The sequence below is a fragment of the Paraburkholderia phytofirmans genome (genome assembly GCF_046028095.1).
Lineage (GTDB): Bacteria > Pseudomonadota > Gammaproteobacteria > Burkholderiales > Burkholderiaceae > Paraburkholderia > Paraburkholderia phytofirmans_A.
Window position 1 is genome coordinate 526,210 of record NZ_JAQQDJ010000004.1, and the last position, 25,410, is coordinate 551,619.

A 25,410-nucleotide genomic window follows, 5' to 3' on the forward strand; every position below is an offset into this window, starting at 1 on the left:
CGACCGGCGGAAAACCGATAGTTGCGGCTTCACACAAAGGAGCGGCGATGATCACAAGACGGAAGTTCGCGGGTGCGATGCTGGGCGTTTCGATAGCTGGGGTTGCGGTTGGCAGTGCCGGCGCGTTCGGCAGGGTATCCGGCAAGGCGGTGAGAACGGGTGCGGCGGTGCAAGGGCGCGAGTTGGCGAAGGCCGATGCGATCCGTCGGCGGCTCGCTGAAATCGAAGCGGCGAGCGGCGGCCGGCTGGGTGTGTCGATCGTCGATACAACGTCTGGTTTGCACGCCGGCTTGCGGACCGACGAGCGCTTTCCGATGTGCAGCACCTTCAAGTTGCTGGTGGCGGGCGCCGTACTGGCGCGTACGGATCGTGGCGAAGAAGACCTGCAGCGGCGCGTGGTGTTCTCACAGAGCGACGTGGTGTCGAATTCGCCGGCCACGAGTAAGCACACCCGCGAGCTGACCGGCAAGGCGGGCATGAGCATCGCCGAGCTGTGCAAGGCGGCGATCACGCTCAGCGACAACACGGCGGCGAATCTGTTGCTGGCCACGTTTGGCGGACCGGCGGGATTGACCGCGTTCGCTCGCAGTCTCGGCGACGGCGTCACGCGCCTGGATCGCATCGAGCCGACGCTGAACGAGGGGACGCCCGGCGATCTGCGCGATACCACCACGCCGAACGCCATGCTCGGCAATCTGCGCGAGTTGCTGCTCGGCGAGCGCTTGTCGTCATCGTCGCGGGCGCAACTGCTGGCGTGGCTCGCGGCCAACGAGACCGGCGGCGCACGGATTCGCGCGAAGCTGCCGAAGGACTGGGGCGTGGGCGACAAGACCGGCACCGGCGATCACGGCACGGCCAGCGACGTGGCGATTCTGTGGCCGCCCGGACGCGGTCCGGTGTTGGTGACCGTGTACCTCACCGAAACGGATGGCGACGCGGCGCGCAGCAATGCGGCCATCGCGGACGTGGGCGCGCTGGTGGTGGCGTCTATCTGATTCCTGCGCGGGCAGGGGGCACGCGATGCGATGGCGCGATGCGTCGATCGAAGTATGCGACACTAGGGCCACACCGAAAGGAGGCAACAGCGAATCGGCCTCGATGGATGCGGTGAGAAGTTGACTGTCCATGGAAATGCTCGACACCTTCTGCCGACGTTCGTCCAGCTAAGCCGTCGGCTTGTTCAACCACGCATCGCTGCCTTGATTCGGAGTCCCCTATGTCTGTCTATGTGCTGGCATTGCTGATCGGCGTCGTGGCCGGTCTTCGCGCGATGACCGCGCCCGCTGCAGTCAGTTGGGCGGCGCATCTGGGCTGGTTGCCGCTGCAAGACACGCCGCTGGCATTTCTCGGCTTCACCGCCACGCCGTATATCTTCACGGTGCTGGCCATCGTCGAACTGATCACCGATCAACTGCCGAAAACCCCTAGCCGTACCGTGCCGATGCAATTCGGCGCGCGTCTCGTGCTTGGCGGCTTGAGCGGTGCGGCGATCGGCGCGGCGCATGGCGGAGTGGGGGCCGGCTTGATCGCAGGATTGATCGGCGCCGTGATCGGCACCCTGGGCGGCGCGAGAGTTCGCGGCGCGATGGCGCGGGCTTTTGGACGGGATCAGCCGGCCGCGTTGATCGAAGATGCGGTGGCGATCGTCGGCGCGGTGCTGATCGTGCTGGCGTTGCGTTGATGTATTTCAGCGAAACGAGACGGGACACGACTCGTTGCGTCCCGTCTCGCTGAAGCGAAGCAGTTCGAGCGGTTCAGCTAACCCGTGCGATGCGTGAATCGGCGGGCGTCCGCGGTGCGGGCAGGGCACCCGTAACGGGAGTGGCGGGAATCAGCTTGCCGCGCACTAGCAAGCCCAACGTCTTCACCACCAGAATCGCGATGATCACATTCGCCGCGATGAACAGCACCGGCGCGGCGTATTCAACCGGACCCGTCGCGCCTCGTTCGACCATCCGGAGCGCCATCGTCGGCAGGGCGGCGACGCCAAAGCTGAAGGCCCAGTAACCCGGCACGAAGGCCTGTTGGCGAATCCACGGCAGCAAACGCAGGAGCAGCAGAGCCTGATACAAGCCATAACCAAGCAGAATCATGGCGAACAGGTCAGGCGTGCCGCTGCTCAGACTGAGATAGGTCACGCCGCCCACCACCGGCGGTGCAAGCTGGATGCCGAGCACCGGACGCAATGCATCGGGCAGCGGTTCATGCACGGCAGCGCGGTGCAGGATCAGCGATTCGATCGCGAGCCACGACAGCAAGCCTGCTCCGAAAAAGAGTTCGCCAAGCTGGTGAAAACCGAAGGCGGCCGAAGCCGTGCCCGCCACGAAGCTCGCGCCCACCGTCGGCAGATAGATGGCGGGCGTCACCAGTTCGGGCTTGCGGCCGCCTTGCCAGAGCTGTCCATGCAAATATGTGCCAAGAGCGAGTTGTGCGACCACGGCGACGCCGAACAACGCGAGCGCCAACGTATGCGCGTAAGGCTGCAGAAGCTGGGCAGCGAGCAGGCTGGAAAGGGGGCCCAGCGCCGCAAACGACGATTGCACCGGATGCTGCATTTCCGCGCGGGCTTCGTCGGCACGCGTCAGCCATTTTTGCCCATATGCCACCAGAATCACGAGCCACACGACGAGCGCGGCTACCGTCATCGCATTGCCTGCCAAGGCGGGCAGATGCCAGAGCCTGATCGCCACGCGCCACAAATTGGCGAACGCCAGCGCGCCCACCGCGATCCCGAAGAAAGCAACTGGAATCGTGCCACGATTGCTGTTCATCACCGATCCTCCGAAAGTTGCGTCGCGCTCCGTTGTTCCGGCTCCGCGCGATCGATGACGTACTGTAAAAGGCCGTGGCCAAACGCTGAATGCTGGGAGCGCTCAACAAATCGCGCGATCGTCTCAAGATGCGGTGCGCCGCATCCGGCGGGCGTTTGCGCCGGGTTCTCACGCGAGTTCGGGTTTCCGCGCGCAATCAGCGCCAAAGCGCTCGCGGCGGGTATGACAGCCCGGCGTCATGGCGTAAAATTTCCGCTTCCCTATGAAGTAACGCCATCCATGCCAACCCCCGCGGACAAATCGAACACGAAGGAAAGCGAAGGTGTTGCCGTCATCGATCGTGCTTGCGCCATCCTGTTCGCCTTCCGGCCGGACGATTACGCGCTCACGCTCGCCGAGCTGGCGGCGCGCACGGGGCTTTACAAGAGCACGTTGTTGCGGCTCGCGGGCTCGCTGATCCAGCATCGCCTGCTGCTGCGTCTCGACGACGGCCGCTATCAGCTCGGCTCCGCCACCTTCATGCTGGGCGCGTTGTATCAACGCAGCCTGAACCTCGGCGATATTGTCGTGCCGCTCATGCGCGAGCTCGCGGAAACCAGCGGCGAAAGCGTATCGTTCTACGTGCGCGACGAGGCGGTGCGGGTGTGTCTGCATCGGGTGGATTCGAAGCATGCGGTGCGTTTTCACGTGCGCGAAGGCGACGTCCTGCCGCTGGAAAGCGGCTCGGGCGGCCTTGCGTTGCTCGCCTTCGGCGGCATGCCGGGCGCACCGTACGAGAAGATTCGCGAGGATTTCTACTGTGTGTCGATCGGCGAACGCGACCGGGAGACGGCGGGTATTTCCATGCCGGTATTCGGCGTGCGCCAGAGCCTGCGTGGCGTGCTGACGCTGGCCGGTCCGAGCTCGCGGATCGATCAGGCGTTTCTCGAACGCAATCTCGGCGCGCTATTCGATTGCGCCGCGCGCGCCACCGATGCCTTGGGCGGCGATTCGCGCGCCATGCGCAACGCGCAGCGGCGCGCGGCCGAAGTTCAGGATAAGTAGTTCAGCGCGAACGGCTCAAGGCAAATGCCGCTCCGGTTTGCCGGTGTACGTATAGGCCATCTGGCGCGGCATCGGACCTTTGTTGCGCTCCTTGCGTCCGCGCTGTTCCCATGCATGCGACAGAATGCCGACCGCGCGCGACAGGCAGAACACGCCACGCGCCAGCTCGGGCGCAAAGCCGAGTTCGGCATAGATCACGGCGGTGGCGCCGTCGATATTCATCGGTACGGGCTTGCTCTTGCGGCTCATCAGCAGCGCTTCTATGCCGCGCGCGATCGCGGCGTAGCGTCCGCTGATACGCTCCGCACGCACGTTTTCGTCCACCAGCGCCAGAAGCCGCGGCGCACGCGGATCGACCGGATGAAAGCGATGCCCGAAGCCCGGCAGATATTTGCCGTGCGCCGCGATGAACGCACCCACACCTTGTTCGACGGCGTATTCCAAAGCGGCGCCCGCTTGCATGCGGGCGTCGATAGCGTCATACAGTTCGACCGCCTGTTGACCTGCGCCGCCGTGCACGTCGTCCAACGCGTTAATCGCGGAGGCCATCGCGCCGTTCAGCGGCAAGCCGCAACTGGTCGCCATCCGCGAGATCGCAATCGACGGCGCATGCGGCCCATGATCCACCGACGACACCAACGCCGCTTCGAACAAACGCGCCTGCTCGGCGTCGGGCAATTCGCCGCGCAGCATCAGCCAGATCATCTGCGGAAAGCTGATGTTGCCGATCAACTCCTGAATCGGGAAACCGCGCACGTTGATCGAGCCCGGATGAATGTCGATGATCGAGGTGCTCCAATAGTCGGCAGCGAGCTTCGCTGCGTCGAATGCTTGCGTCATGTTCAGACCACTCCTTCGGCGCGTAGTTGATCGATGTGTGCGTCGTCGTAACCGAGCGCGGCGAGTTGTTCACGCGTGTGAGCCGAGAGAACCGGCGCGGGTGTGCTCGGCGCCGTGTCCGCGTCGTGCAGACGAAAACCGGCGCGGGTCACGCGCTGGCGGTCCGTGTTGGCATCCGCGGCGAATTCGCGGATGAAGCCGCGCGATTCCAGATGCGGATGCGCGAGAATCTCCGGCACCGACATCACGCGGCCGGCCGGTACGCCGGCTTCAAAGAAACGCTCTTCCCAGTTCGCGGCGCTGTCGCGCGCGAGTGCCGTTTCGATTTCCGCTTTTAACGCAGCGCGGTTCACCTTGCGCGCGTTGCGCTCGGAAAAACGCGGATCGTCGAGCAGATCCGCTCGACCGATCAATTGACACAAGCTCGCGAACTGTTTGTTTTCGTTAGCGGCGATGTTGAGCGGGCCGTCGCCGGTTTTAAAGGTACCGGAAGGTGCTGCCGTGAAATTTTCGTTGCCCATCGGCGTCGGCGTGACGCCGGCGTTCAGGAAGTTCGAGACGACCCAGCCCATGGTCGCGAGCGTGGCTTCGAGCATCGACACGTCGAGCATGCGGCCATGTCCCGTGGCGCGCGCGTCGAGTAACGCGGCGCAAATGCCGAACGCCGCCGTGAGACCGCCGACCGTGTCCGACACCGGATAGCCGACGCGCAGCGGTGCGCTGTCGGCGTCGCCGGTCACGCTCATCACGCCGGAAATGCCCTGAATGATCTGATCGTAGGCAGGCCGTTTCGAAAACTCGCCGTCCATGCCGAAGCCGGAGATCGCGCAATACACGAGCTTCGGATTGACCTCGCGCAGCGCCTCGAAATCGAGGCTGAGGCGCGTCATCACGCCGGGCCGGAAATTTTCGACCAGCACGTCCGCGGTTTTGACGAGCTCGCGCAGAATTGCTTTGCCACGCGGGTCTTTCAGATTGAGGGTGACGGACTGCTTGCCCGCGTTCACGGCGACGAACGAGGCGCCCATGTTGCGCGCTGACGCGTCCTTGTCGGCGCCCAGGCGCCGCGCCAGATCGCCGCCTTCCGGATGCTCGACCTTGATCACTTCGGCGCCGAGCAACGCAAGTTGATACGCGCAAAACGGCCCGGCCAATACATTCGATAAGTCCAGTACGCGGACTCCAGCCAATGGCAGCGTCATGTTCAAAACCTCTTGTTCAAAATGCGATTCAGTGCAGTTCTTCAGTGCGAAATTTCGTCGAGATTGCGATGGTTGGTCCGCGGCCCGAAGATGCCGATCGCGCCCATCACCATCACCATCGACGCGCTGATCAACGCGAACACGCCGCTCACGCCAAAGTGACGCAGCGCGAAGGCGATCATGAAGCCGGAGAACATCGCGGAGAGACGCGACATCGAGTAAACGAAGCCGACGGCGCGCGCCCGCAAACGCGTCGGGAAGAGTTCCGTTTGATACGCGTGGTAGCCGACCGAGAGCAGCGTGCCGCTCAGCGTGATCAGCACGCCGAGGATCATCAGCATGGCAGGCGAAGTTTGCGTCGCGAACAGGCTGCCGAACACGGCAATGCCGAGCGCCGACAGTACGATCAACGTCTTGCGTTCGATGCGGTCCGCGATCGCCATGCCGATCAGCGGCCCGAACGGATTCGACACCGCGATCACGAACGAGTACAGCAGACTGTGCGTGATGGTCACGCCTTTGGAGACGAGCAGCGTCGGCACCCACGAGGCGAAGCCGTAGAAACCGATCGCCTGGAACAGATTGAAGACGAGCATCGTGATCGCGCGCTTGCGATACGGCGGCTGCCAGATTTCGCGGAAGGCAGCCTTGGTGGTTGCCGGTTCGACGGTCGGCACGGCGGGCGGAAGAGGCTTGCCGTATTGCGCGGCGACTTTCGCTTCCAGCGCCTGCAGGACCTGCTCGGCTTCGGCGGCGCGGCCTTGCTGCGCGAGCCAGCGCGGGCTTTCCGGCACGCGTCGGCGAATCGCCCACACCACCACCGCGCCCAACGCGCCGATGATCACGACCCAGCGCCAGCCGTCGAGTCCGAATGGCGTGAGCGGCACCAGCCACCACGCGAGAAACGCCACCGACGGCACAGCGGTGTACTGCACCAGATGCACGAACGCAAAGGCACGGCCGCGCAGATGTTTAGGCACGAGTTCGCTGACGTACGTATCGATCGTCACCAGTTCGACGCCCACGCCGATGCCTGCGATCAGGCGCCACAGATTGATGGCGGGCGCCGTGCTTTGCAGCGCCATGATGAGCGTCGCGGCGGAATACCACAGCAGCGACACCGTGAACACGGTCTTGCGGCCATAGCGGTCGGCCATGCCCGCCAGAAAGAACGTGCCGATGAAGAGCCCGGCGAACGACGCCGCCACGAACGCGCCAAGTCCGGACACGCCGAAGAACGACGCGGTGGTCGTCGCGTAAACCCCGCTTTTGACGAGGCCGGGCCCGACGTACGCGGTGAAGAACAAATCGTAGAACTCGAACCAGCCGCCGATCGACAGCAGGAACACCAGCATCCACACCGCGCGCGTCGCGGGCAGGCGGTCGATGCGCGCGTTGACGCCGGGCGTGAGCCCCGGCGCGCCGGCGCTTGAGTGGGGCGACGCGCCGGACGCGTCGATCGGCAGACTTGCCATGGAATCCTCCTTCGGGTGTCTCTCGTCGGTATCGTTCTGTTAGATAGAACGACGTTCTGTTTAATGGATGTGCCGAGAGTAGTCTGTGTGGCAAGTGCAAGGAATTCGGGGTTTTACCTAGAGAGAGGAATGAGCGTTTGCGGATGGGCGCTTGCGCCGGTGCGCCGTATGGGCGTTCCGGCGCTCCTGCTGCGCTCCTGCTGCGCTCCTGCTGCGCTCCTGCTCTTTACGCGCCCATACGCTGAAGCATGGCCAGCAAGGCATCGAATGAAAGCGGCTTGCGCGCATATTCAATGTGCGGGTTCGGCTGCACGGGGATATCCGCAGCCGCGCTGCAGAGGATGATTGGAATCGCGCGCAGATCGGAATCGGCGTTCAGCTCCGCGCACAACTGTAGCCCCGACATGACCGGCATCATGCAGTCCGACACGATGATGTCAGGCCGCGTCTTGCGTATCTGTTCGAGCGCGGCGGCCCCGTTCGACGCCGTCAGCACGGTATAGCCGTGCCGCTCCAGCAGCAGCCGCCAGACTGTCAGGATGTCGAACTCGTCGTCCACGACCAGAATGGTTTTCATGGTCGGCTAGGTATTTCGTCGCGGCTGAAGTGTGGCCGACAGGCCGGCCGGCGCATGCAGGCTGGCAGCACTCGCTGGGTTTTCGTGGACATCGAGACCTTGAGACGAAATCACAAGCTCGCGCAAGGAAGTGTCGTGGGCGCTTTCACGCTGCTTGACCACGGAAATCATGCGCCGCAGACCCGTGTCCGTTTCGGCGTAACGCAGCAGCATGAGGTTCTCGGTCAGCGCCGAAACGCGTACGCTCCGCGCGTGGCCGGGATCGGCGTAAAGCGGCAGCTCTTCGGTCAGCAGCGTGGTGACGCAGGCTTCGCGAAGCTGGTGTAGCAGCGCATTCAGGAACAGGCCAAAGCGTTCGGTACGCAACGCGGAATCGCGGAACCCTTCCACGCCGTCGATGACGATGCGCGACGCGCCGATCTTCTTGACCGTGGCGAGCACGGTGGCGGCGAGTTCGTCGATGGCCAGTTCAATGGCCGGTTGCCACTGAATCACGAGTCGGCCGTCCTGATACGCGTCAGCGAGTCCGATCGACACGGCCTCGGCTTTGCCGATCAGCCGCTGCGGTCCTTCATAAAAGCCGAGGTACACGCAGCGTTCGCCGCGCGCGACGCCGGCCGCGAGAAATTGCAGACAGAGGAGGGTCTTGCCGACGCCCGACGGCCCGATCAGCGTAGTCGTGGAGCCTTGCGCAAAGCCGCCGCCGAGCAGGTCGTCCAGATGCGGCAGGCCGAAGCCGAGCCGCGTTTTCAGATCCACTGGACCGGGTTGCGCGGCAGACTGCGCTTCCAGGCGCGGGAACATCAGGAGCCCGCTTTCGGCGATGCGGAAGAAATGCTTGCCCATCAGATGATTGCGCGCGCGCATCTTGTGGACTTCGATTTCTCGCGCGCGGCGCATGCCGTCGCTGTAGCGGTTCAGTTCGATCAAGCCGTCGACGAGCGTATGTTCCGGATGCGGTTCGTTGCCGGACAGCGGCGCGAGCAGCAAGGTCGTGCAATCCATGGCCGCGACCAGCGCGTTCAACTCGTGGATGAACTTGGACAGCGACAGCTCGGTCTCGCTGAATTCACGCGCGCTCCGAAAGCCGTCGATGATCATCAGGCTCGGACGGTAGTCGTAGATGCTCGAGGCAATCAGCTTGAGGAAGCCATCGAGGCCGTCCTTCATCAGCTCGTGATAGCCGGACACGAACAGCATCTGCTGGGCGACCGCCTTCTCGTCGAAGAAACTCAGACCCTTGAGATGACCCAGCAGCTTGTCGTGCGATTCGGCGATCAAGGTCATGTACAACACCTTCTCGCCCTGGCTTACACGATGAAAACCAATCTGGCTCGACAGGATCGTCTTGCCGGCGCCGGCCATGCCTTCCAGCAGATAGACGCCGCCGCGGACCAGACCTCCGCCCAGGATCTCGTCGAGACCGGGGACACCCGTTTCCACGTTGGATCGGGAAGACGTCTGAGATTCGTGGTTAGTCATTGTCGAAAAGTCGTTCAAAGTGCGGAGAAGCGATGGCTCGCACAGGAACCGTCCATTGCTGAAACTTCTGTATTCAGCAATCCGCGTTCCCGCTCCTGGGCGGCGACGCTGTGCGTCGGCATGAGATGCAAGGGATTCTATCCGGGGACGAGGCGCTTGGCGAATCGCAAATCGGCCATACGGTGCGAGACGCGCGGGCAGAGCGTTGCCGACCGCCGAGTGGCGGTGAATTTTTCAACGCGATGAAAGGAAGAGGAAAGAACGGGGCCGCGCCTCGTGCACGCGAAAAGGCACATTGCATGCGCGAGGCGGGTACAGCGAAGCGGGCCGGCGGCCCGCCTTTGACTCAGCTACAAGCGAAACTACTCGCGGCGTTGACGTCGCCGCCCTGATAGCGCGCCACTTTCGGATACGGGCAGAGCGGCCGTGTGCGTCCCGCGCCCCAGCCGGCGGGCACGTCAGAGTTCGGCACGACATTGCTCGCGTCGCGCGCGGTGGCGACCACACTGTCCGGCGCCTTGCCCTGCTCGACCCATGCGACGAGCGGCGTAAGCATGTCGAACTGGTCGGTGCTCGGACCGCCGCTGCAGTGGTTCATGCCGGCAATCGTGTAAAGGCGCGCGAAGTTCGACGCGTCGCCGCTATTGGCTGCCGTGAGCCGCTGATACCAGTCGGTCGTGTCGTTCGACGAAAACACCGGGTCGCTCGTGCCGTGATAGACCATCAGCTTCGCCCCGCGCTGCTTCAATGCGCTCAGATTGGTTTCGTCGGGCGGCGTCATGAACGACCAGGCAGACTCGCTATACGCGCCGCTGGTGGCGAAGATCTTCGGCGCGTCGGTGTCCATGCTGAAGTTCAGCGCGTACGCGGACAACTGGCTCAGCACCGAAGCGGTTTGCGGCGGCGTGGTGAAGGTGAAGGCGGCCGCGGCCGGGTCGAGCGTGATCGAGTTGGCCTGCTTCCATGCCGACCAGCCGGGGCCGAGTCCGGCGTCGTATGGAAAGCTTGCGTAAAGAGCCGTGCCTGCACTGTTGCGCGCGCCGGAGAACACATTGCCGACGGCGTCCTTCTGCGCGCTCGTCAAGCACGTGCCGTCGCGGACGTTGTTCGTGCAGGTCGGGACATCCGTCGCAAGGTTGAAGTTTACCTGGCATGCCTTGATATCCTGAATGAGGCCGTCGGTCGCACCGTCGAGCGCATCGCACTTTGACAGTATTTTCGACGCCACCATTTGACGTTCCGCGGCGGTGAAGCCGGTCGTGATATCGGGCAAGCCGTTCGAGGTCGTCGCGGTCGCCACTTTCGCGAGCTGCTGCGCGCTCCACATTTCGCCGATGGCCGCCTTCGGCAGATGAAAGCCCGGATCGCCCGCAATGATGCCGTCATATTCCGCAGACGAGCGTGCCGCCGCGACCAGCGCATGACGTCCGCCGTTGGAGCAGCCGTCGAAGTAGCTGCGGTCCGGCGCCTTGCCGTACGCGAGCTTGATGACCTGCTTGGCCATCGGCGTGAGCGTGGCGACTGCGTTGTAGCCGTAGTCGATGCGCGCCTGCGGATCGAGACCGAACAGCGGATTCTGCGCCGAACTGTGCCCCGCATCCGAGCTGATGACGGCGAAGCCCATGTTGAGCGCGTCGCTGGTGGGACCGCCGCCGCCGATCTCGCCGGTGGCCGTGACCACATTGCCGTCGAGTCCGCCGTTGGCCTGATAGAAGAAACGCCCATTCCACGCAATCGGCAGGCGCATTTCGAAGCCGATCGCATAGGTCTTGCCGTCGACGCTGCTGACCCGTTGATTCATGCTGCCTTGAATCAGGCAATGTTCGGGGATCGGCTTGCCGGCTACTTTCAGCGTGCCTGCCGCGACGTCAGTCACTGTGGTGAAGACGGTGTTGGCGAACGAGAGCTTCGCGGCGAGTGCCGCGCAATTGCCCGCCAGCGTGCCGGGCGTGGCCGCGCTCAGTTGCGGCAAGGCGGACGAATTGGCGCCGGTGTTGGCGGCGCTGCCGAGATCGTTGCCGCCGCACGCGGCGAGTGTGAGCGTAGCAGCCGCGGCAAGCGCGATAGAGGTGCACTTCATGCTGTGTCTCCTAGAACGAATGACGAATGCCGACCATCGCGCCGGTCTGGCCGGTGCCTGCAGTGGGCGTCGTGCCGCCGCCGCCGGCGCTGACCGAGTAGTGCGCCTTCGCGCTATTGGCGAGATACGAACCTTGGGCGTAGACAGCGGTGCGCTTCGAAAGCAGATAGGTGGTGCGCAGCGTGCCCATCGTGGCGCGCGTGTCGTGTTCGCTATTGGTGATGTGATAGACCTCGCCGTCGACGATGAAAGCGGGCGTCACGTTGTACGAGGCGGCGACGAAGAACAGATTGGAGCGCACGCTGGCAATCGTGTCCGCGCCCGGTTCGACGCGACGGTTGAGCCATCCCAGTCCGAGCTTGGCCTTGCCGAGGTTTGCGTAGGCGCTCACATGCGTGCGGATGTCCTTGTCGGCGGCGCGGGTGAGCGGAGTCGGCGCGATGCCGTCGAAGAAGTTCGCCGCCGCGGTGCTGCCGCCACGCTGCTCTTCATACGACGCCGCGACGCCGAAGAGCGGCGCGTCGTACTTCAGCATCACGGACCATTCGCGGCATTGAGTCGCCTGTCCGGCGACCGATCCCGTGCACGTGCCTTGGCCCGGCGAGTTGCCGGTGCCGGCCGAGTCGCGGCCGAACGAGTAGTTCGCGCCGAACGTGACGCCCGCGTAGCTGCCGAGGTACACCACCGAGTTGTCGGCGCGGGCATTCGGCACGTAGGCGTCGAGCGAGCCCAGACCGTAGATGTCCGGGCCGATCAGGTCCGCGCCCATCAGCGCGAGGTACGTCATCGTGTATTGGCGGCCGAACGAGACCGTGCCGTACGGACTCTTGATGCCGACGAACGCCTGACGCCCGAACAGCCGTCCGCCCTGACCGAGATCGCCGGCGCGCACGTTGAAGCCGCTTTCCAGCGTGAAGACCGCGCTATAGCCGCCGCCGAGGTCTTCATTGCCGCGCAGACCCCAGCGCGAAGGCAGTTCGCCCGTGACCGACGGCATGCGGAACACGCTCTTGCCCGCGGCGTTCGCGTGCGATACGTATTCGATGCCGGTATCGATAATGCCGTAGAGCGTCACGCTCGATTGGGCCGCTGCGGCGCCGCTGACGGCGCACAATGCGCCGCAGAGTAGTAGACGTGCGGATGCTTGCATGAAGGGTGTCTCCGAACCGTTGAATGAATGTGTGTTGTTGTTGGCTGTTGTTGTTGGGTCTTGTGCGGACGGTCAGTCGTCGGCGCGCGGGCGGCGCAGCAGGAGCAGCGCGGCGGCTGCCGCGATCAGCGTGACGGGAATGCTCGCGCCGATCACGGTCGACGAACTGCGGCCCATCGCCAGCAATTGACCTGCGGCGAGCGGCCCGACCACTGAGCCGATGCGGCCCACCGCCACCGCCGCGCCGACGCCGGTGCCGCGCATGGCGGTCGGATAGAACGCAGCGGAAAGCGCATACAGCACCGATTGGCCGCCGATCACGAACATCCCCGCGAAGAAAGCAGAGGCCGCGAGCGCGCCGAAGCCGTGCGCCGTCGAAAGCGTCGCGAGCGAGGCGATGATCCCGACATACATGCCGGCCACCACCACGCCCGAGCGCATGCGATCCATCAACATGCCGATGCACAGCGCGCCGATCCCGCCGCCGATATTGAAAAAGATCTGCACGTAGCCGACTTGCGCGCGCGTCAGACCGCTTGCGGCCATCAACGAGGGCAGCCAGTTGAGCAGAAAGTAGAGGACGATCAGCGTGCAGAAGTAGCTGACCCAGATCTGCACGGTGGAGAGCCCGCGCGTGCCGCCGAACAGGATTTCGCCGACCGGCGCGGGCTTGGCTTGTCCATCGCGCGATGCTTTGGTGAACGCCTTCGAATCCGCGAGGAATACGAGCAGCAGCGGCACCAGCACGAGCGGCCCCGCACCGCCGACGTAGAAAATGTGACGCCATTCGGTGTCGCCCGCACTCAACACGCCGATCACCGACGCGATCACGCCGCCGAACGGAATGCCGCAATACATCACGCTCACGGCGGTGCTACGCGAGCGCGGCTCGACCGCTTCCGACGACAACGCGATCAGATTCGGCAACGCACCGCCGAGCCCGATACCTGTTAGCACTCGCACGATCACGAGCGTGTGAAAGTCGCTCACCAGCGCGGTCATGATCGACAGCAGGCCGAACAGACAAGCGGATATCACCAGCACGCGCTTGCGGCCGATGCGATCGGCGAGCCGTCCGCCGAACATCGCGCCGGGCAGCAAGCCGAAGGTGCCGGCGCTGAACGCGAGTCCCATTTGCGCGACCGAAAGACCGAACTCGCGTGCCATGCGTGGTGCGGCGACGCCGACCGACTGCAGATCGAGTCCTTCGAGCAGGGCGATGGCAAAGCACAATCCGAGGGTGACGAAGGCGCCAGTCCGGCTCGACGCTGCCGGGACCGTGGTGGCTTCGGTCGAATTCAATGTTCCGGCTCTTTTCACGTTAGTGATCCTTATTAAATGGCGTGGTTTTCCGGTTTCGCTGAAAGGCAGCAGATGCCGAGTCGCCGTCCTGCACGACAGACGGGTTCGGCAAGCGGGCGTCAGATCATCGTCGAGGCCGCGATGGAATGCCCGGCAGCAGCGCAGCGAACACCGCCGCGCGCGGCGCATCGTTTCGATGGCCAGACGACGGTGCATTTGCTTCGAGGCGATGCGGCGCGTCTCCACACGCTGCATCGTGGACTGGATTTAATATCAGGTAGGCTGATAACACAAGCGCAAATTGTTCGGTGAAAACACCTAGCAATTCGGCGGCGTGGCGCGAGCGGATCTAGCCGCGCAGATTACGAACGAAAGTTTCGAGGTGAGTCTGGACCGCGCCGGCAGCGTCGAGCTCGATGCCTTCCATCATTTGCTTTTCGATGGTCTTGACGGCCTGCTCGCATTCGCGCAACACGGCGCGCCCATCGTCCGTGAGTTGCAGCAACACGATGCGGCCGTGCGTCGGATCCGGTTCGCGGCTCACCCAGTTGCGGGCGGCCATCGCGTTCATCACTTCATTGGCCGATTGCGGCGTGATGAACGAACGCTCGGCGACCTGCGCATTGGACGCCTGCCCTTTGGCTTCGAGCACGGAAAGCGCGGTGAATTGCGCGAGCGTCAGGCCGAGCGGCGCGAGCGCTTCCGTCATGCGGCGCCGCAGGATGCGGTCGAGACTGCCGATCACATAGGTCAGGCGCAGGCTGGAGCGGCGAGTGCGCGCGGCGGCGGGCTCGGCAGGCGTATTTTGATTTTTGCTCATCTTGGACAGGAGGTTCGTTCTATCCCGCATCTTAGCGCGCCTCGACGCGATTTCCGCCGCTAGGGGTTTGCACCGAGCGTGTGAATTTCCGCTTTACATATCAGGCAGCCTGATATTAAATGTGATCATCAGGCCGCGGTCGCGGCCAACGTTCACGGAGAAAACAAATGAGTTATGAAGGCCGTTGGAAAACCGTCAAGGTCGATGTCGCGGAAGGAATCGCATGGGTTTCGTTCAATCGGCCCGAAAAGCGCAACGCCATGAGCCCGACGCTGAACAAGGAAATGATCGAGGTGCTCGAAGCCGTTGAACTCGACGCCGAAGCGCAGGTTCTGGTGCTCACGGGCGAAGGCGACGCGTGGACTGCCGGCATGGACCTGAAGGAATATTTCCGCGAAGTCGACGCCGGCCCCGAGATCCTGCAGGAAAAGATTCGCCGCGACGCGTGCCGCTGGCAATGGCAACTGCTGCGCATGTACGCGAAGCCGACCATCGCGATGGTCAACGGCTGGTGCTTCGGTGGCGGCTTCTCGCCACTGGTGGCATGCGATCTGGCAATTGCCGCCGACGAAGCCACCTTCGGTCTCTCCGAAATCAACTGGGGCATTCCGCCGGGCAATCTGGTGAGCAAAGCAATGGCCGATACCGTCGGGCATCGTCAGGCGCTGTATTACATCATGACGGGCGAGACGTTCACCGGTCAGGAAGCGGCGCAGATGGGCCTCGTCAACAAGAGCGTGCCGCGTGCCGAACTGCGCGAGGTGACGCGTGCGCTCGCCGGCAAGCTGCTCGAGAAGAATCCGGTGGTGTTGCGCGCGGCCAAGCATGGATTCAAGCGTTGCCGCGAACTGACGTGGGATCAGAACGAAGACTATCTGTACGCGAAGCTCGATCAGGCGCAACTGCGCGATCCGGAAGGCGGCCGCGAACAGGGCCTCAAGCAGTTTCTCGACGACAAGGCGATCAAGCCGGGTCTGCAAACGTACAAGCGCTGATCGGCCGCATCGGCGTGGACTTCAATCCATGCAGACTACGGCGAAAGATGCAGCGAGACAGACAGCGAGGAGACGGCAGACATGCATGAAGTGACTTTGTTGATTGGCGGCGAAAGCCGTGGCGCGTCGGACGGCAAGACCTTCGAGCGGATCAATCCCGCGAGCGGTCAGGCTGCGTCGCGTGCGGCAGCGGCCACACTGGCTGATGCCGACGCCGCGGTCGAAGCGGCGGCGCGGGCCTTTCCGGCCTGGTCGGCGCTGGCGCCGACCGAGCGCCGCAAGCGGTTGCTGGCGGCAGCCGATCTGATGGACGCCCGCACCGCGCAGTTCATCGAAACCGGCGTCGCCGAAACCGGCGCGATGCCGAACTGGTACGGCTTCAACGTCATGCTGGCCGCCAACATGCTGCGCGAAGCCGCGGCCATGACCACGCAGATCGACGGCGACGTGATTCCGTCCGACGTGCCGGGCAGTCTCGCGATGGCGGTGCGCCAGCCATGCGGCGTGGTGCTCGGCATGGCGCCGTGGAACGCGCCGGTGATCCTCGGCACGCGCGCCATTGCCATGCCGCTCGCGTGCGGCAACACGGTCGTGCTCAAGGCATCTGAAGGTTGTCCGGGCGTGCATCGGTTGATCGGCAGCGTGCTGCAGGAAGCCGGTCTCGGCGATGGCGTGGTCAACGTGATCACGCATTCCGCTGAAGATGCACCCGCGATCGTCGAGAGGTTGATCGCGCATCCTGCGGTACGTCGCGTGAATTTCACGGGTTCGACGCGAGTGGGGCGCATTGTCGCGCAACATGCGGCGTCGCATCTGAAGCCGGCGTTGCTCGAACTCGGCGGCAAGGCGCCGGTGGTCGTGCTCGACGACGCCGATCTGGATGCGGCGGTCGCAGGCATCGCGTTCGGCGCGTTTTTCAACCAGGGGCAGATTTGCATGTCGACGGAGCGCGTGATCGTCGATAGGAAGATTGCGGATGCGTTGGTGGAGAAGCTCGCGGCAAAGGCGCGGACTTTGAAAGCCGGCGATCCGGCCGCTGCGGATTCCGTGCTCGGCGTGCTTGAAAGCGCCGCCGCCGCTCAACGCATCAAGGCGTTGATCGAAGATGCGCACGAGAAGGGCGCCAGGTTGCCGGTCGGCTGCACGGTCGAAGGCGCCGTGATGCAGCCGGTGATTGTCGACGGCATCACGCCTGCCATGAAGCTGTATGCGGAAGAATCGTTCGGGCCGGTGGTCACGGTGCAGCGCGTGGACGGCGACGAAGAAGCAATTCGAATCGCTAACGACAGCGAGTACGGACTCTCGGCGGCAGTATTCAGCCGCGATGTGTCGCGAGCGTTGAACGTGGCGAAGCGTATCGAATCGGGCATCTGCCATATCAACGGTCCGACCGTGCACGACGAAGCGCAGATGCCGTTCGGCGGTGTGAAGAAAAGCGGTTATGGGCGATTCGGCAGTAAGGCGTCGATTGCAGAGTTCACGGATCTGCGTTGGATCACGATTCAAACCGGACCTCGGCACTATCCGATCTGAGCGTTGCGATCGCGCTTTTCACAAGGAGACAGGCTTTGCATTCCGAGCCGATACAAAAGAACACCGCCGACGCGCCAAAGCGCTACCGGGCGACGACGATCGGCGCTCCGTCATTGCACACGCAACGGCAAGGCGACACGTGGTATTTGCGCGCGGCCGAACCGCTCGGCGCGCATCCGCAGCGTATGACCGAACGGCTCGTGAGCGGCGCGCAGGCGCATCCCGAGCGATGGCTGGCGGCGCGTCGCGGCAGCGATGGTCAATGGATCGGCCTGAGCTACGCAACAGCATTGCAAAGCGCACGCGCAATCGGCCAGGCGCTGCTCGCACGCGGTCTGTCCGCTGAACGGCCCGTCGTGATTCTGTCGGGCAACGATCTCGAACATCTGCAACTCGCGCTCGGTGCGATGTGGGCCGGCGTTCCCTATGCCGCGATTTCGCCCGCCTATGCACTTGCTTCCGGCGACTTCGGCAAGCTGCGCCATACGATCGATTTGCTGACACCGGGTCTCGTGTTTGCAAGCGCCTACGATTCGTTCGCCAAGGCTATCGACGCAACCGTGTCTGCCGATGTCGAAGTGGCGGCCGCGAAATTGCCGCGAGAACGGCCGGCGGCACGCACCGTGACCTCGTTCGACGACTTGCTGAACACAACGCCCACCACGGTCGACTCTGTTCACGCCACAGTAAGCCCGGACGGAATCGCCAAATTTCTTTTCACCTCGGGTTCGACCAAGCTGCCGAAGGCAGTGCCGACCACGCACCGCATGCTGTGCAGCAATCAGCAGATGCTGCTCGAAACGTTTCCCGAGTTCGCGAAGGAACCGCCGGTGCTGGTCGACTGGTTGCCCTGGAACCACACGTTCGGCGGCAGCCATAACGTAGGTATCGCGCTCTACAACGGCGGCACGCTCTATATCGACGACGGCAAACCGGTCAACGGAAAATTCGAGGAAACACTGCGCAATCTGCGTGAAATCGCGCCCACCATCTACTTCAACGTGCCTAAGGGTTGGGAGGAACTGGCGATTGCGCTGGAACGCGATGAGCAATTGCGCGAGACATTCTTTTCGCGCGTGAAGGTGTATTTCTTCTCGGGTGCAGGACTGTCGCAAGCAGCATGGGACCGGCTCGAACGCGTCACTGAAACTTATTGCGGCGAGCGCATACGCATCATGGCCGGACTCGGCATGACGGAGACGTCGCCTTCGTGTCTGTTCACCACGGGTCCGATCATGCGCGCGGGCTATGTGGGCTTGCCCGCGCCCGGCTGCGAAGTCAAACTCGCGCCGGTCGGCGACAAGTTCGAGGCGCGTTATCGCGGGCCGCATGTCATGGCCGGTTATTGGCGCGCCGACGCGGCGGAGTTGCACAACGCGTTCGACGAAGAAGGCTACTTCCGCAGCGGCGATGCCTTGCGCTTCGTCGACGTAACGCGGCCGGAACTCGGATTGCTGTTCGACGGGCGTATCGCGGAGGACTTCAAACTGAGTTCGGGGACATTCGTGAGTGTCGGTCCGATGCGGGCACGCGTGATCTCCGAAGGCGCACCGTATGTGCAGGACGTGGTAGTCGCCGGCATGAATCGCGACGATGTGGGCCTGTTGGTCTTTCCTCGCATCGACGATTGCAGACGGCTGGCTCGCTTGCCCGCCTCGGCGAGCGCGCAAGAAGTGGTCGAAGCACCGGCCGTGCGCGCGCACTTCGCCGCGTTGCTCGACACGCTCAATCGCAGCGCCACGGGCGGCGCGACGACCATCGCGCGTCTGCGGCTCATGGACGTCGCGCCGTCGCTCGATCTCGGCGAGATCACCGACAAAGGTTCGATCAATCAACGCGCGGTGTTGACGCATCGTGCGGCGCTCGTCGAAGCGATGTATGACGTGGCGCAGCGCGATCCCGCGGTGATTGTCGCGAGCGCATGCGGCGCGACGTGACGTGATGTGCGCGCCGCGGAATCACACAGGGAACCGTAGATGAAGCTCGATCAACTCGTCGCAATCGACACTCACGTGCACGCGGAGGTTTCGTGCTGCCAGCCGCCGGATCTGTTCGGCAAGGAATTCGACGATGCCGCCGACAAGTACTTCGGCACCGTGCTGAAACTCGGCCGGCGGCCGACGATTCCCGAAACCATCGAACACTATCGCGAGCGCAAGATCGGCTTCGTGATGTTCACCGTGGACTGCGAAGCGAACCTTGGGCGACGCCGCATTCCGAACGAGGAGATTGCCGAATTCGCGCAGAAAAACAGCGACATCATGATCGCTTTCGCTAGCATCGATCCGCATAAGGGCAAGATGGGCGTGCGCGAAGCGCGCAAGCTGATCGAGGAACACGGCGTGCGCGGTTTCAAGTTTCATCCCACGATGCAGGCCTTCTTTGCCAACGACCGGCTGGCTTATCCGCTGTACGAGCTGATCGCCGAACATCGGCTCACGGCGGTGTTTCACAGCGGCCATTCCGGCATGGGATCGGGCATGCGAGGCGGCGGCGGGCTGCGCTTGAAGTACTCAGAGCCGATTCATCTCGACGACGTCGCGGCGGATTTCCCCGACATGAACATCGTGATCGCGCATCCGTCCTGGCCGTGGCAGGAGCAGGCGTTATCGATCGCACTGCATAAGCCCAATGTCTATATCGACTTGTCCGGCTGGTCGCCAAAGTATTTCTCACCCGAGTTGATCCGCCACGCCAACACGGTGCTGAAGCGCAAGATGCTGTTCGGTTCGGATTTTCCGCTGATTCAACCGGACCGCTGGCTGGAGGATTTCAAGCAGGTCGGTTTCAGGGGAGAGGTGCAGCCGTTGATTCTCAAGCAGAACGCAATCGGTCTGCTGGGACTTCAGCAAGACGCCTGAGCGGTGCGGGAGCGGCGAATGGGCTGATGGAGCAGAGCAGGTCCACTACGCACGGCAGAGGCGCTTCGCCGTATACAATTCGGCAGCGCCTGACTTTTGCCGGCTTCTTGCACAACTCCGACTTGATCCCATCCATGCCGAATCCGACCCGGGCCTTCCTTCTTGGCCCGCTCCTGAAAGGCGTTTCACGCTCCTTCTATCTCACCCTGCGCGTGCTGCCCGTCGGGATGCGCGATCCGATCGGACTCGCTTACCTGCTGGCGCGCGCGGCCGACACCATCGCGGACACCTCGCTGATCTCGCCGGAACAACGCCTCGCTTTGCTGTTGTCGCTGCGCGCTCAGGTGAACGGCGCAACGGACGACGGCGCGCTATTTCAACGCATGGCTGCGGAAGTAGCGGGCCAACAGGACCAGTCGGATGAGAAAGTGCTGCTCGAATCGCTCGGGCCCGCGCTCGATGTGTTGTCGCAACTGAGCGAATCGGATCGCAAGGCCGTGCGCGAGATCGTTTCGACGCTGACCGAAGGCATGGAGTTCGATCTTCGCACCTTCCCCGACGAACGTTCCGGTCAGATCGCGGCGCTGCGCGAATACGACGAACTCGACCGCTACACGTACCTGGTGGCCGGCTGCGTCGGCGAATTCTGGACCACGATGACCTACGCGCACATGCCCGGCACGCTGAAGGAGCGGCCCGGGACGATGGCACGGCGCGGCGTGCGCTTCGGCAAGGCGCTGCAGATGACCAACGTGCTGCGCGATTGCGGCAAGGATTTGCGGATCGGCCGCTGTTATCTGCCGCAGACCCTGCTCGACCGATATGGTCTAAGCGCGCAGGATTTGATGGTGCCGGCCAATTCGGTGCGTGCCCGGCCGTTGATGGTCGAGCTTCTGCGCAAGACGCTCGATCATTTTCGCGAGGCCCTCGATTACACGCTGGCGATTCCTGCGTTTTCCGTGCGTTTGCGGCTCGCCTGTTTGTGGCCGATCCTGATCGGTCTGGAAACTCTGCTCCTGCTCGTAGACAACGATGCCTGGCTTGATCCGCAGAAAGTATCGAAAGTGCGGCGTAATAAGGTGTATCAGATCATCGCGTCGTCGTTGTTGCTGGTGCCTTCGAATGCACTCGTGCGCCACGCCATTGAACAGCGAATCAGGCAAATCGAAGCCCGGCTTTGAGCGTCACGAGCAAGCAGAGCTGATTTAATCTGCATCATGGAATAGCCATCGATCGGGAAACCCCTAGGACCGTGTATCCATGGTTCGCGTTAGTCTCTTCCAAAGAGGAGGCGAACCATGAGACAAGCGTTCAATATTGCCGTAGTGCTGTTGCTCGGCTATCTGATGGCAGATAGAGCGCTGATGCGCGCGCAAGCGGGCGAGATGGGGACAATAACGTGTCACCAGGGCGCGGAAATGGTCAAATCGAACGCGCTGAAAAAAGGCTTCGGAGACATTGGCGCCAGCAGCCAGGGCGAGAATTTTCTCTCGAGTTGTCTCGTCACCGGGCGCGGTCAAGTGGGCGATCTGATCGCACGGGACTGACGCGGGCTGCGGGCCCATTATCTGAAACCGGCCTCGGTCCGCCAATACGGGCTCCGTTTCGATACTGACAAAGGCGTTGCAGAACGGCGGCGCCAATAAAAAGCGCCCGGACCGTGAGGGTCCAGGCGAAGCCATCGGGAGCCCGATGACGGAGGTAACTAATGGACAACTGGCCCGCGATCGGAGATACCGGTCGTGGGCCAGTTTCGTTTTGAATCATCGCGCACCGGTTACTGGTGCGCCAAGGCGGTTGATCGTCGCACAAGAGGGCTTCGTGCCTGTGCCGCTCAACTCGCCGGACAACTGGTTACGGTCGGGTTGCGCGCTGATTACCGCGCGGCTACTGCTTAGTGACCGAAATAAACCGACTGCGGACCAGTCGCGGGAACCGGGCGGCCTGCTTGAGAGGCGCCGCTTACCGTGCCACCGTAACCACTTTCCGCTGCCTGTGCGGTGCCGTTTTCACGAGCGACGCGAGCTTGTGCGGCCTGAATGTCGGCCGGGTAGTACGGATCGGCGAGGCCGGGTTGATAGCCTGCTTTTTCGAGTTGAATCAGTTCGGCGCGCACTTGGGCGCGGGTCACGGGCTGGTTGGATTGCGCAAACGAAGCAACGGGAGCGGCCAGCACAGCAGCGATAACAACAGCTTGAATGAGCGATTTCATGATGAACTACCTCCAATTCGGTTTTTATCTTGCTACGAACGTTGTTGTTCGTATTCAGTGATTGCATTGTAGTTTTGCGGCCTGGAGAGAGTAATCACCGTTTGAGGTAATGTTTGTTGCTGAATTTGAGACAAACACCGGGATTCCGGAGGCGAGATACGCGCGACGCAGCACGCAGCGAGCCGTTGTCTCGTCGTGTGCTGCGTCTGGTCCGTGAACGAATCGTCATCAACTGCCCGAGAAAATCGGGCCCTGTCCACCCGGCGTGAATTGCTGGAATGCCTCGCTGTGCGACGGAGCCGGCGCCGCTTGTGGCCGCGCCGCTGAAGCCGTGGCGGGTTCGCGCAGCGTAAGCGCGCTGTCCGCGGTGATGGGCACGCTGGGTTTGGCGAGCAGTTCGGTCTTTCGCATCGATCCCACCGATGTGCCGAAGTAGTAGCCGATGATGCTGATCCACGCCGTACCCAAAGCGCCGACGACCACGTTGACGAGATCCTTGTTCGTGCCCGGCAGCGGCTGGAAGGCCATGAGCAGCAGAATACCGAAGAAGCCGGCGGTGACCGCCATCGCAAGGACTTTGGGTACCCAGTCCTTGTTGCTGATGCCCATTGCGCGCGCGTCGGCCCGATCGGCGGCCTGGATGCGCGCCATATCGCTTTCGTGCGCGAGGCTCGCCTGGGCGGCGGTGACCATCAACTGTTGCAACTGCAACGAGTTCGCACTCTCGGCTTGCCGGACCTTCTCGAGTGCGCTGGGATCGTTCAACGCGAGTTCCACGACGCCGGGGTCGCTCGGCGTGCCGAGCGCATGCGAAATGATCGCGGCGGCGGCGGTCACGCCCACGCCGATCGGACCACCCACGAGGCCGGCGAGAAGCGGTGCGCTGCTGCCGATGTTCGACGCTACTTTAGACCAGTCCATCATGCTGCTCCCAGGAGAAGATTAGCGGCCATTCTTTCGGTCCATCCACGGCTGAAATTGGGCCATGCGTGCAGGTTGCGCAGGTAGCGCAGGCGATAAGCGGCGAAGCGCATGACAAACTTCAGCGGGTCCGCGCTTTTCACTGCATCGAGTGTGTCCGGGCCGAACTTGCCGTCTTCTTTCGCACCGGAAGCTTTTTGCATCCACAGCACCACCAGGCCGCCGTTGTAATTGGCGTCGAAGATCTGGAAGGCAACGCGCGAATCGAGTTCGTCGAGATGGAGCGGGTCCCAGTACTTCTGTTTGGCGATCTGTTTGGCGGTATCCAGCGGCAGGTCTTTCATGGCGCCGGCATAGCCCGCGCTGCGTGCCACGCGCGCCGTGACGCCCCACATCGTTTCACCGCCAGGGTCATGCGGATTAAAGGAGTAACCGCCTTCACTGCCAATCAGTGCCCTGAACGCATCTTCGAAATTGTCCATCGAACATCTCCTCGTCAACCAGGTGTATTACTGCAACGGGTGGGTACTGCGGGACTAAGCCATCTGCATGGCCGGGTATTCGTTACGCGGTTTGCAATGCAAGCGAGGCGGGCGGATTCGAAACAGGCCTGACTCCGTCATTGGGCTTCGACGCGTCTGGGCGATTGCCTCCCTGCGCCGCTCTGGCAAGCCGCGCCAGATGACTTTCGCGCACCGACAAAGTCCCCGCGTCGAGTTGCAACGCTTGAGCGTATTTGCGCGAGGCGCCGGACAGATCGCCTTTGCGATCCAGTGCCCGGCCCCATTCCGCGTAAGAGGGCGCGAGATCCGGGCGCAGTGCGACGGCGCGCGAGAGTTTTTCGATTGCTTCGTCATAGCGGCCGACGGTGACGAGCGCTTCGCCCCAATCGTGCAGGTTGTCGACGGAGTCGGGCTTCATTCTGTCTGCCTGCTTGAACGCATCGAGTGCTTCGGAATAGCGGTTCGCATGCAACAGCACGTCGCCGAGAAGACGCAGATTTTCCGCCGTCTTCGATTTCTCGCTCGCGCCGACTCGCAAGGCTTCGAGTGCGTCGTCGATGCGATGCTGCTGTTCGAGTGCAATGCCAAGGCTTGCGTGCAGCACCGCTGAATGCTGGTACACGGTCAGCGCTTCGCGGGTCTGCTGCTCGGCCTCCTTGGACAGCCCCTGATTGGCAAGCAGCCACGCTTTGCCGGCGAGCGCCCATTCGCCTTGCTCGGAGGCGGGCAGTGCGAGCACTTCGTCGTAGATCGCGACGATCTCGCCGTAGTTGCATTGGGCGAGCGAACACTTGGTTTTCTGCACTTGCGAATAGAGATGACTGGCGAGAATATTCGGCTCCGCAAGACGCATGGCTTTCACTGCAATGTCGTGCACGAACTTTTCCAGATCGCGTCCTTCGAAAGACACCGTGCTTTCGCGCGAATTAAACGGACCGCCTTCAATCTGCACATGCGCCACGTAGGAGTCCGCGCTGTCGTTGACCTTCGTGATGCCGACATGAACGACCACGTCCGTGCGTTTGATGACGCCTTTAATGAAGCGCACGGTGGTCGCATACGACATCTCCTGACCGGGGATCTGAATGTCCGGTTGTGCGTCGTTGTCCGTCATGGTGTCGTGCGGAATCGACTCAGCGTCCTGACCGATCGCTCGCATCGAAGACATGATGCGTTCGGCGAGAAAGTTCGATGTATAACCGCGTTCCACCAACGACTGCGGCGTTTCGACGGGCGGCACCAGCAATTGCCGCGTGAGTACGCCGCGCACGACGAGGCAGAAAAAACCGATGGTGAGCACCGCGAAAACCCACGGCAAGACATACGGCCACAATTGTTTCGGGCCTCGTCCGATGAAGCCGGCGGTCCGCAGCCCGAACGGCACGAATCCCGCCGAGAAGTCGCGCTTTGCCATATGACGCTTTGAACGGGCATCCGCGCAAAAAGGCCGGCTTCGCCAATTCACTGGCCGACGTTGGCTCTGCACACTCGACATGACGCACCTCGATTTCAACGGATGTTGGTAAGTGCACGACTGGGTGACGTCTATTACGCATCGACCGTGCCATTGCGCACAGAGCCTTATTCGACGGGCATGTAGAGGACCGCAATGCATGTGAGCGCGGAATTGTGTTGCGTGGTG

General features: G+C 62.9%; 23 protein-coding genes. 9 read left to right on the forward strand and 14 right to left on the reverse strand.

The features are described 5' to 3' along the window. The first annotated feature begins 47 nt into the window (after window positions 1–47). Window positions 48–995, forward strand: coding sequence for a class A beta-lactamase (gene bla, locus PQR54_RS15075; protein ID WP_408246891.1), 948 nt, complete (start codon window positions 48–50; stop codon window positions 993–995). 221 nt (window positions 996–1,216) lie between these two features. Then, entirely contained in the window at window positions 1,217–1,681 is a 465-nt protein-coding gene (locus PQR54_RS15080) for a DUF4126 domain-containing protein (RefSeq protein WP_408246894.1), read from the forward strand. Between the two features lie 73 nt (window positions 1,682–1,754). Here the strand turns inward: PQR54_RS15080 and tehA are convergent, their stop codons facing one another. Continuing rightward, window positions 1,755–2,771: a dicarboxylate transporter/tellurite-resistance protein TehA gene (gene tehA, locus PQR54_RS15085; RefSeq protein ID WP_408246896.1), complete on the reverse strand. Its 1,017-nt coding sequence runs from the start codon at window positions 2,769–2,771 to the stop codon at window positions 1,755–1,757. 279 nt (window positions 2,772–3,050) lie between these two features. Here tehA and PQR54_RS15090 point away from each other — a divergent pair, with 279 nt between their 5' ends. Continuing rightward, window positions 3,051–3,815 (forward strand): IclR family transcriptional regulator, encoded by a 765-nt coding sequence (locus PQR54_RS15090; protein ID WP_408246898.1) that lies wholly within the window; start codon window positions 3,051–3,053, stop codon window positions 3,813–3,815. Window positions 3,816–3,830: 15 nt separating this feature from the next. Here the strand turns inward: PQR54_RS15090 and PQR54_RS15095 are convergent, their stop codons facing one another. From PQR54_RS15095 to PQR54_RS15135, 9 genes are all read right to left on the reverse strand, one after another. After that, on the reverse strand, window positions 3,831–4,655 hold the full coding sequence (locus tag PQR54_RS15095) for a citryl-CoA lyase (RefSeq protein ID WP_408246900.1): 825 nt from the start codon (window positions 4,653–4,655) through the stop codon (window positions 3,831–3,833). Between the two features lie 2 nt (window positions 4,656–4,657). Further along, a complete protein-coding gene (locus PQR54_RS15100; protein WP_408246902.1) occupies window positions 4,658–5,857 on the reverse strand; it encodes a CaiB/BaiF CoA transferase family protein in 1,200 nt (399 codons plus the stop codon). Window positions 5,858–5,898: 41 nt separating this feature from the next. Next, window positions 5,899–7,332 (reverse strand): MFS transporter, encoded by a 1,434-nt coding sequence (locus tag PQR54_RS15105; RefSeq protein ID WP_408246904.1) that lies wholly within the window; start codon window positions 7,330–7,332, stop codon window positions 5,899–5,901. 226 nt (window positions 7,333–7,558) lie between these two features. Then, on the reverse strand, window positions 7,559–7,909 hold the full coding sequence (locus tag PQR54_RS15110) for a response regulator (RefSeq protein ID WP_408246906.1): 351 nt from the start codon (window positions 7,907–7,909) through the stop codon (window positions 7,559–7,561). A gap of 6 nt (window positions 7,910–7,915) precedes the next feature. Next, window positions 7,916–9,391, reverse strand: a complete 1,476-nt coding sequence (locus tag PQR54_RS15115; RefSeq protein WP_408246908.1) for an ATPase domain-containing protein — start codon at window positions 9,389–9,391, stop codon at window positions 7,916–7,918. A gap of 346 nt (window positions 9,392–9,737) precedes the next feature. Next, window positions 9,738–11,471, reverse strand: a complete 1,734-nt coding sequence (locus PQR54_RS15120; protein ID WP_408246910.1) for a tannase/feruloyl esterase family alpha/beta hydrolase — start codon at window positions 11,469–11,471, stop codon at window positions 9,738–9,740. A gap of 10 nt (window positions 11,472–11,481) precedes the next feature. Further along, entirely contained in the window at window positions 11,482–12,621 is a 1,140-nt protein-coding gene (locus tag PQR54_RS15125; RefSeq protein ID WP_408246912.1) for a porin, read from the reverse strand. A 72-nt stretch (window positions 12,622–12,693) separates the two neighbouring features. Then, complete coding sequence (gene mhpT / locus PQR54_RS15130) at window positions 12,694–13,923, reverse strand: 3-(3-hydroxy-phenyl)propionate transporter MhpT (RefSeq protein ID WP_408247174.1); 1,230 nt, start codon at window positions 13,921–13,923, stop codon at window positions 12,694–12,696. Window positions 13,924–14,272: 349 nt separating this feature from the next. Then, window positions 14,273–14,773 (reverse strand): MarR family winged helix-turn-helix transcriptional regulator, encoded by a 501-nt coding sequence (locus PQR54_RS15135; RefSeq protein ID WP_408246914.1) that lies wholly within the window; start codon window positions 14,771–14,773, stop codon window positions 14,273–14,275. Between the two features lie 137 nt (window positions 14,774–14,910). On the opposite strand from PQR54_RS15135, the gene PQR54_RS15140 reads away from it, so the two are divergent. The 6 genes from PQR54_RS15140 to PQR54_RS15165 all read left to right on the forward strand — a co-directional run bounded on the left by PQR54_RS15140 (window position 14,911) and on the right by PQR54_RS15165 (window position 21,679). Further along, window positions 14,911–15,738 (forward strand): p-hydroxycinnamoyl CoA hydratase/lyase, encoded by an 828-nt coding sequence (locus tag PQR54_RS15140; RefSeq protein WP_106278740.1) that lies wholly within the window; start codon window positions 14,911–14,913, stop codon window positions 15,736–15,738. Window positions 15,739–15,819: 81 nt separating this feature from the next. Continuing rightward, a complete protein-coding gene (locus PQR54_RS15145; protein WP_408246916.1) occupies window positions 15,820–17,271 on the forward strand; it encodes an aldehyde dehydrogenase in 1,452 nt (483 codons plus the stop codon). 35 nt (window positions 17,272–17,306) lie between these two features. Further along, complete coding sequence (locus PQR54_RS15150) at window positions 17,307–19,208, forward strand: feruloyl-CoA synthase (protein WP_408246918.1); 1,902 nt, start codon at window positions 17,307–17,309, stop codon at window positions 19,206–19,208. A 39-nt stretch (window positions 19,209–19,247) separates the two neighbouring features. Beyond that, window positions 19,248–20,132, forward strand: a complete 885-nt coding sequence (locus PQR54_RS15155; RefSeq protein WP_408246920.1) for an amidohydrolase family protein — start codon at window positions 19,248–19,250, stop codon at window positions 20,130–20,132. Window positions 20,133–20,266: 134 nt separating this feature from the next. Then, window positions 20,267–21,313 (forward strand): squalene/phytoene synthase family protein, encoded by a 1,047-nt coding sequence (locus tag PQR54_RS15160; protein WP_408246922.1) that lies wholly within the window; start codon window positions 20,267–20,269, stop codon window positions 21,311–21,313. 117 nt (window positions 21,314–21,430) lie between these two features. Further along, window positions 21,431–21,679 (forward strand): hypothetical protein, encoded by a 249-nt coding sequence (locus PQR54_RS15165; RefSeq protein ID WP_012425929.1) that lies wholly within the window; start codon window positions 21,431–21,433, stop codon window positions 21,677–21,679. Window positions 21,680–22,026: 347 nt separating this feature from the next. Here the strand turns inward: PQR54_RS15165 and PQR54_RS15170 are convergent, their stop codons facing one another. From PQR54_RS15170 to PQR54_RS15185, 4 genes are all read right to left on the reverse strand, one after another. Further along, window positions 22,027–22,344, reverse strand: coding sequence for a DUF4148 domain-containing protein (locus PQR54_RS15170; protein ID WP_408246924.1), 318 nt, complete (start codon window positions 22,342–22,344; stop codon window positions 22,027–22,029). Between the two features lie 228 nt (window positions 22,345–22,572). Beyond that, entirely contained in the window at window positions 22,573–23,265 is a 693-nt protein-coding gene (locus PQR54_RS15175; protein WP_408247175.1) for a hypothetical protein, read from the reverse strand. Next, a complete protein-coding gene (locus PQR54_RS15180; protein ID WP_408246925.1) occupies window positions 23,265–23,747 on the reverse strand; it encodes a glycoside hydrolase family 108 protein in 483 nt (160 codons plus the stop codon). The genes PQR54_RS15175 and PQR54_RS15180 overlap by 1 nt, the downstream gene beginning before the upstream one ends. An 82-nt stretch (window positions 23,748–23,829) precedes the next feature. Beyond that, complete coding sequence (locus PQR54_RS15185; RefSeq protein WP_408246927.1) at window positions 23,830–25,263, reverse strand: tetratricopeptide repeat protein; 1,434 nt, start codon at window positions 25,261–25,263, stop codon at window positions 23,830–23,832. Between the last annotated feature and the right edge of the window lie 147 nt (window positions 25,264–25,410).

Excerpts from the sequence above, each read along its gene's own strand:
- PQR54_RS15080 (WP_408246894.1), top strand. The coding sequence starts at position 1,217 with ATGTCTGTCTATGTGCTGGCATTGCTGATCGGCGTCGTGGCCGGTCTT.
- PQR54_RS15155 (WP_408246920.1), top strand. The coding sequence starts at position 19,248 with ATGAAGCTCGATCAACTCGTCGCAATCGACACTCACGTGCACGCGGAG.
- PQR54_RS15120 (WP_408246910.1), bottom strand. The coding sequence starts at position 11,471 with ATGAAGTGCACCTCTATCGCGCTTGCCGCGGCTGCTACGCTCACACTC.
- PQR54_RS15160 (WP_408246922.1), top strand. The coding sequence starts at position 20,267 with ATGCCGAATCCGACCCGGGCCTTCCTTCTTGGCCCGCTCCTGAAAGGC.
- PQR54_RS15165 (WP_012425929.1), top strand. The coding sequence starts at position 21,431 with ATGAGACAAGCGTTCAATATTGCCGTAGTGCTGTTGCTCGGCTATCTG.
- PQR54_RS15125 (WP_408246912.1), bottom strand. The coding sequence starts at position 12,621 with ATGCAAGCATCCGCACGTCTACTACTCTGCGGCGCATTGTGCGCCGTC.
- bla (WP_408246891.1), top strand. The coding sequence starts at position 48 with ATGATCACAAGACGGAAGTTCGCGGGTGCGATGCTGGGCGTTTCGATA.
- PQR54_RS15100 (WP_408246902.1), bottom strand. The coding sequence starts at position 5,857 with ATGACGCTGCCATTGGCTGGAGTCCGCGTACTGGACTTATCGAATGTA.
- PQR54_RS15110 (WP_408246906.1), bottom strand. The coding sequence starts at position 7,909 with ATGAAAACCATTCTGGTCGTGGACGACGAGTTCGACATCCTGACAGTC.
- PQR54_RS15145 (WP_408246916.1), top strand. The coding sequence starts at position 15,820 with ATGCATGAAGTGACTTTGTTGATTGGCGGCGAAAGCCGTGGCGCGTCG.
- PQR54_RS15095 (WP_408246900.1), bottom strand. The coding sequence starts at position 4,655 with ATGACGCAAGCATTCGACGCAGCGAAGCTCGCTGCCGACTATTGGAGC.
- PQR54_RS15170 (WP_408246924.1), bottom strand. The coding sequence starts at position 22,344 with ATGAAATCGCTCATTCAAGCTGTTGTTATCGCTGCTGTGCTGGCCGCT.
- PQR54_RS15185 (WP_408246927.1), bottom strand. The coding sequence starts at position 25,263 with ATGTCGAGTGTGCAGAGCCAACGTCGGCCAGTGAATTGGCGAAGCCGG.
- tehA (WP_408246896.1), bottom strand. The coding sequence starts at position 2,771 with ATGAACAGCAATCGTGGCACGATTCCAGTTGCTTTCTTCGGGATCGCG.
- PQR54_RS15135 (WP_408246914.1), bottom strand. The coding sequence starts at position 14,773 with ATGCGGGATAGAACGAACCTCCTGTCCAAGATGAGCAAAAATCAAAAT.
- PQR54_RS15090 (WP_408246898.1), top strand. The coding sequence starts at position 3,051 with ATGCCAACCCCCGCGGACAAATCGAACACGAAGGAAAGCGAAGGTGTT.
- PQR54_RS15105 (WP_408246904.1), bottom strand. The coding sequence starts at position 7,332 with ATGGCAAGTCTGCCGATCGACGCGTCCGGCGCGTCGCCCCACTCAAGC.
- PQR54_RS15115 (WP_408246908.1), bottom strand. The coding sequence starts at position 9,391 with ATGACTAACCACGAATCTCAGACGTCTTCCCGATCCAACGTGGAAACG.
- PQR54_RS15175 (WP_408247175.1), bottom strand. The coding sequence starts at position 23,265 with ATGGACTGGTCTAAAGTAGCGTCGAACATCGGCAGCAGCGCACCGCTT.
- PQR54_RS15140 (WP_106278740.1), top strand. The coding sequence starts at position 14,911 with ATGAGTTATGAAGGCCGTTGGAAAACCGTCAAGGTCGATGTCGCGGAA.
- PQR54_RS15180 (WP_408246925.1), bottom strand. The coding sequence starts at position 23,747 with ATGGACAATTTCGAAGATGCGTTCAGGGCACTGATTGGCAGTGAAGGC.